The sequence below is a fragment of the Pseudarthrobacter leeuwenhoeki genome (assembly GCF_055412885.1).
Genome location: NZ_JBVAYY010000038.1, coordinates 1 through 4439 on the forward strand (window position 1 = coordinate 1; position 4439 = coordinate 4439).

Annotated in this window: 5 protein-coding genes; 1 reads left to right on the forward strand and 4 read right to left on the reverse strand. The window is 65.6% G+C overall.

The window, feature by feature from the left end; genetic code table 11:
* Window positions 1–142: 142 nt before the first annotated feature.
* The 4 genes from ACZYX4_RS17575 to ACZYX4_RS17590 all read right to left on the reverse strand — a co-directional run bounded on the left by ACZYX4_RS17575 (window position 143) and on the right by ACZYX4_RS17590 (window position 3212).
* The gene (locus ACZYX4_RS17575) at window positions 143–328 is read right to left on the reverse strand and encodes a hypothetical protein (RefSeq protein WP_463878377.1); all 186 of its coding nucleotides are present in this window, start codon (window positions 326–328) and stop codon (window positions 143–145) included.
* Window positions 325–2280 (reverse strand): heavy metal translocating P-type ATPase, encoded by a 1956-nt coding sequence (locus ACZYX4_RS17580; protein ID WP_463878380.1) that lies wholly within the window; start codon window positions 2278–2280, stop codon window positions 325–327. The genes ACZYX4_RS17575 and ACZYX4_RS17580 overlap by 4 nt, the downstream gene beginning before the upstream one ends.
* The gene (locus ACZYX4_RS17585) at window positions 2277–2663 is read right to left on the reverse strand and encodes an ArsR/SmtB family transcription factor (RefSeq protein WP_463878382.1); all 387 of its coding nucleotides are present in this window, start codon (window positions 2661–2663) and stop codon (window positions 2277–2279) included. The genes ACZYX4_RS17580 and ACZYX4_RS17585 overlap by 4 nt, the downstream gene beginning before the upstream one ends.
* Window positions 2664–2873: 210 nt before the next feature.
* Window positions 2874–3212, reverse strand: a complete 339-nt coding sequence (locus ACZYX4_RS17590; RefSeq protein WP_463878385.1) for a YnfA family protein — start codon at window positions 3210–3212, stop codon at window positions 2874–2876.
* A 345-nt stretch (window positions 3213–3557) separates the two neighbouring features.
* Between ACZYX4_RS17590 and ACZYX4_RS17595 the strand changes: the two genes are divergently transcribed.
* Window positions 3558–4334 (forward strand): LssY C-terminal domain-containing protein, encoded by a 777-nt coding sequence (locus ACZYX4_RS17595; protein ID WP_463878388.1) that lies wholly within the window; start codon window positions 3558–3560, stop codon window positions 4332–4334.
* The last annotated feature ends 105 nt before the right edge of the window (window positions 4335–4439 follow it).

The following is a 4439-nucleotide window of genomic DNA, read 5'->3' on the forward strand; positions in this document are numbered from 1 at the left end:
CTTCAGCAAAAAGTGTTCTGTCGCAAGTCCAATTTTCGCTGAAAAGATGGGCATTTCGTGTTTAAAACGCCGGAGACGACCCAAGCCTCATCGGTGGATCAAGGCTAAGGCAGTGTGCGGCTGAGCACTTCGGAGGCGGACATCAGAGCAGCCGGATGTTGATGGGACCCGGGTCGGTCGTCGCGCCGGTGGAAAGCAGGGCCTCGGCCAGGGCCTTGGCGACCAGGTCGGCCGCGGCCAGGAAGGCTGCCCAGAGCAACAGCACCGTCCTGAACCGTCGTGCCGTCCGGGCAAGTATGCCCGGCCGGACAGTGGCTTCGGCGCTCACGCGGTCGGTTCCAGCGCGGGGGCGGGTTCGGTGGCGTTCAACGCTGTCCTGCTACGGAGCCGGCCTGCCCGGACGCCGTTGGCGATCACGACGATTTCGGCCAGTTCGTGGATGAGGACCACGGCGGCCAGGCCGAGCATGCCGAACAGGGCGAGCGGGATCAGTACAGCGATCAGGAGTAGGGACATGCCCACGTTCTGGAGCATGATGCGCCGGGTCCTGCGCGCGTGGTCCAGGACCTGGGGCAGGTGGTTCAGGTCCTCTCCCATCAGGGCGATGTCAGCTGTTTCGATGGCGACGTCGGTGCCCATGGCGCCCATGGCGATGCCGGTGTCGGCGGTTGCGAGTGCCGGAGCGTCGTTGACGCCGTCGCCGACCATGGCGGTGGGCTGCCGGGCCTTGAGGGTGCGGATGATCTCCGCTTTGTCCTCAGGGCGAAGGTCGGCGTGCACCTCGGTGATGCCCGCGGCCTTGCCCAACGCGGTGGCGGTGATGAGGTTGTCGCCGGTGAGCATGGCGGTGTTGTAGCCGGAGGCAGTGAGTCGGGCGATGACTGCCCGGGCTTCGGGTCGCAGCTCGTCACGGACCGCGATCGCTCCGATGACCTGGCCGTCGTCCTCGATCAGGACGGCGGTGGCGCCGGCGTGCTGCATCCGTTCGATTTCGGCGGCCAGCGGGCCGGCGTTGATCCAGCCCGGGCGGCCGAGGCGGACTGTCCTGCCCTCAAGCCTTCCTTCCAAACCGGCGCCGGGGATGGTGTCCACATCGGTGACGGCCGCCCGGTCCGCGGCGGCGGCGAGGATGGCGCGGGCGAGCGGATGTTCGCTGCGGGCCTCCAGGCCGGCAGCGAGGGCCAGTACGTGTTCCCGGGTGGCTGTGCCGGTCGCGGCGACCTCGATCACAGCGGGCTTGTTGCGGGTGAGCGTTCCGGTCTTGTCCAGTGCGATGGTGCGGATTTTACCGAGGGTTTCCAGGGCGCCGCCGCCCTTGATGAGCACGCCGATGCGGCTGGCCGCGCCCACGGAAGCGACCACCGTGACGGGAACGGAGATGGCCAGCGCGCAGGGCGAGGCGGCGACCAGGACGACGAGGGCGCGTTCAAACCACAGCAGCGGTTCCCCGACGATGAAGCCGAAGACAATGATCAGGACCGCGGAGATCAGGAGGCCCGGAACGAGCTTGCTGGCGATCGAGTCGGCCAGGCGCTGGCCCGGTCCCTTGCGGGACTGCTCGGCCTCCACGATGTGCACGATCCTGGCCAGCGAGTTGTTCTCCGCTGTGCTGGTCACTTCAACCTCGAGCGGGCCGGTGCCGTTAATCGACCCGGCAAAGACCTCGCTTCCCGGCCCGGCCTCGACCGGCACGGATTCGCCGGTGAGCGCCGAGGTGTCCAGGGACGTGCGGCCGGTGATGATCCTGCCGTCAGTTGCCAGGCGCTCCCCCGGCCGGACAACCATTCGGTCCCCGGGTATGAGTTCTGCCGGGGGGACGGTGATTTCTATCCCGCCGCGCAGGACGGTCGCCTCGGCCGGGACAAGGTCCAGCAGGGCTCGCAGGCCCCGGCGGGTTTTCGCCATCGAGTACTCCTCGAGGCCTTCGGAGATGGCGTAAAGGAAGGCCAGCATGGCCGCTTCCTCGTACTGCCCGAGGGCGACCGCACCCGCTGCGGCGATCGTCATCAGCGTCCCGACCCCGATCTTGCCCTTTACCAGGCGCCGCAGGGTGGAGGGAACGAACGTCCAGCCGGCGATCAGCAGCGCGCCGATCTCCGAGGGAAGTCTCAGCCACTGGGGTCCTCCGGTCAGCGAAGCAACCCACGCGACCAGGAGCAGTACACCCGAAACCGCTGCCGCCCGGACCTCGCTGACCTGCCAGAAACCAACGGCCTCCTCCGCTTCTTCGGATTCGCCGGTCCCGGTCTTTTCGTCGCTGCAGCCGCAGGCGTCGCTCATCGTTCGTTCTCTTTCATCAGGGGCACACCCGTGCTGCCGGTGCCGTAGTTCGGGCACAAGCTGACCGCACTGCCGGTGGCGGCAAGCAGCACCTCGGCCTGGGCGAGCATGTCCATCAGCTCCGGACGGGACAGCGAGTAGTACACGCTGCGGCCCTGCACCCGGCCCTCCACCAGGCCACAGTCACGCAGGCACGCCACATGGGCCGATACGGTCGACTGGGCCAGGCCCAGCGCACCGGTGAGGTCACCGACACGCACCTCGCCGGCGGCCATCCGCTTCACAATGGTCAGCCGGGTCGGGTCACTGAGGGAATGGAACAGCGCCGCCGCGGGATCGAGCTGCCCGCACGGATCGGTGGGAACCACAGAATCAATCGTCATAACACGATGATAACGGCATTCCATGATGTCATCGTCAGAAGCTGTAACGGGGGACCTCGACCTCAGGACCTCCAAGCCCCGGATACACGCCCCGACGCATCGGCACCCTGCGGCGCTCTCGGTATGAGGTGGCCCTTATAGAAGGCGACAAGCTCCACGCATTGCAGCTAAGCCTCCCCGCCCCGACTGACCAGTGGGCAGCATATGTCGTCAGCCGGCGCTCCGAGGCGCGAACATGATGATAGCCACCCCCGCCAGACAGACCACGGAGCCGATGACGTCCCACCGGTCGGGACGGAAACCGTCAAAAACCATGCCCCAGGCCAGCGACCCCGCGACGAACACGCCACCGTAGGCGGCCAGGATGCGGCCGAAGTGCGCGTCAGGCTGAAGCGTGGCGACAAATCCGTATATACCAAGGGCGACGACCCCGAACCCGGCCCACCACCATGCCTTGTCTTCCCGGACGGCCTGCCACACCAGCCACGCACCGCCTATTTCGGCAACGGCGGCAAGAACGAAGAGCAAAACGGATTTTGCGATGGTCATGGATCCATCATTACTTGGCGGACCTACAGCTCGGTACCGGCCCTCCCCCGGCAGCCTGGCCTTGACGGACTGCCCAGATCGCTCCCCCATGACCGCTACAGCCCCGGCAACGGCCGGTGTTCTCACAAAGGAAGGATTTCGAGAACAGGTGCATTTGAGAATCCTTGGTTGTGCAACGAGGTGCCGCAAAGCGGTGTCCCTCGGCGGAAAACCGCCGTCGTGACGACAATCGCCAGCCACAGGCCGTGGTTCTTATAAATAGTTCTCAAAACTGTAGAGTCGAGCTAAGAGCCCGAATCGAGTTTTGAGAAGAGAAACTCCTATGCAACTCAACCGGAGCTCACCGTGAATTCCGGGGTACGCCAAAACGGCGCGGTCCCCGAGGAGCCTGACCACTCCCGTGCCAGCGACGTCAGAGAGCGGCGCCAGAGCAGGTGGGCCACCGTCCTGGCGGTCCTGCAGCGGCTGCTCTATCTGGTGGTGACAATCGTCGTGGGCTGGGCCGTCTACTACTTCCTGCTCGCCCGGCCTTCACGCGGACCCGAGCAGGCGTGGGTGTTCCTGCCGGTTTGGCTGGTCCTTGCCTACGCGCTGCTGCCGCGCATCCACAAGATCCTCAGCAGCCTGTACATCCCGGACTACTTCATCGGCCGGACCCGGACGGGCGACGGCGTACTCGGCGATCCAGTAAACCTCGCCGTGGTGGGACCCAAAGCGGAGTTGCGGCACGCCATGTTGACTGCCGGATGGGTGGAGGCGGACCCAATTTCCCCGGCCACAGCCTGGCGCACACTTACGTCCACGGTTGTGGGGCGCAGCTACCCCGCAGCGCCGGTGAGCTCGCTCTACGTGTTCGGCAACAAGCAGGACCTCGCGTTCCAACGTGAGATCGACGGGAACCCGCGCAAACGACACCACGTCCGGTTTTGGAAATGCCCGGACGGGTGGAAGCTGCCTGGTGGCCTGGCAGTGGATTGGGTGGGCGCCGGCACCTACGACCGGAGCGTAGGGCTGTCCCTGTTCACATTCCAAATCACACACAAAATTGCGGACCGTACGGATGAGGAGCGCAACTTCATCATCGAGACATTGCGTGCGGCGAACGCCGTAGAGTCGGTGTGAGTATTTGATGCCTTGAGAGCCACCCAATCTTGCGTTTCAGAGCCACCGATCGTGCGGAAGAGAGCCAGTGGTGGTGTGCTTGGGAGCCACTGGCCCTCGACCTGA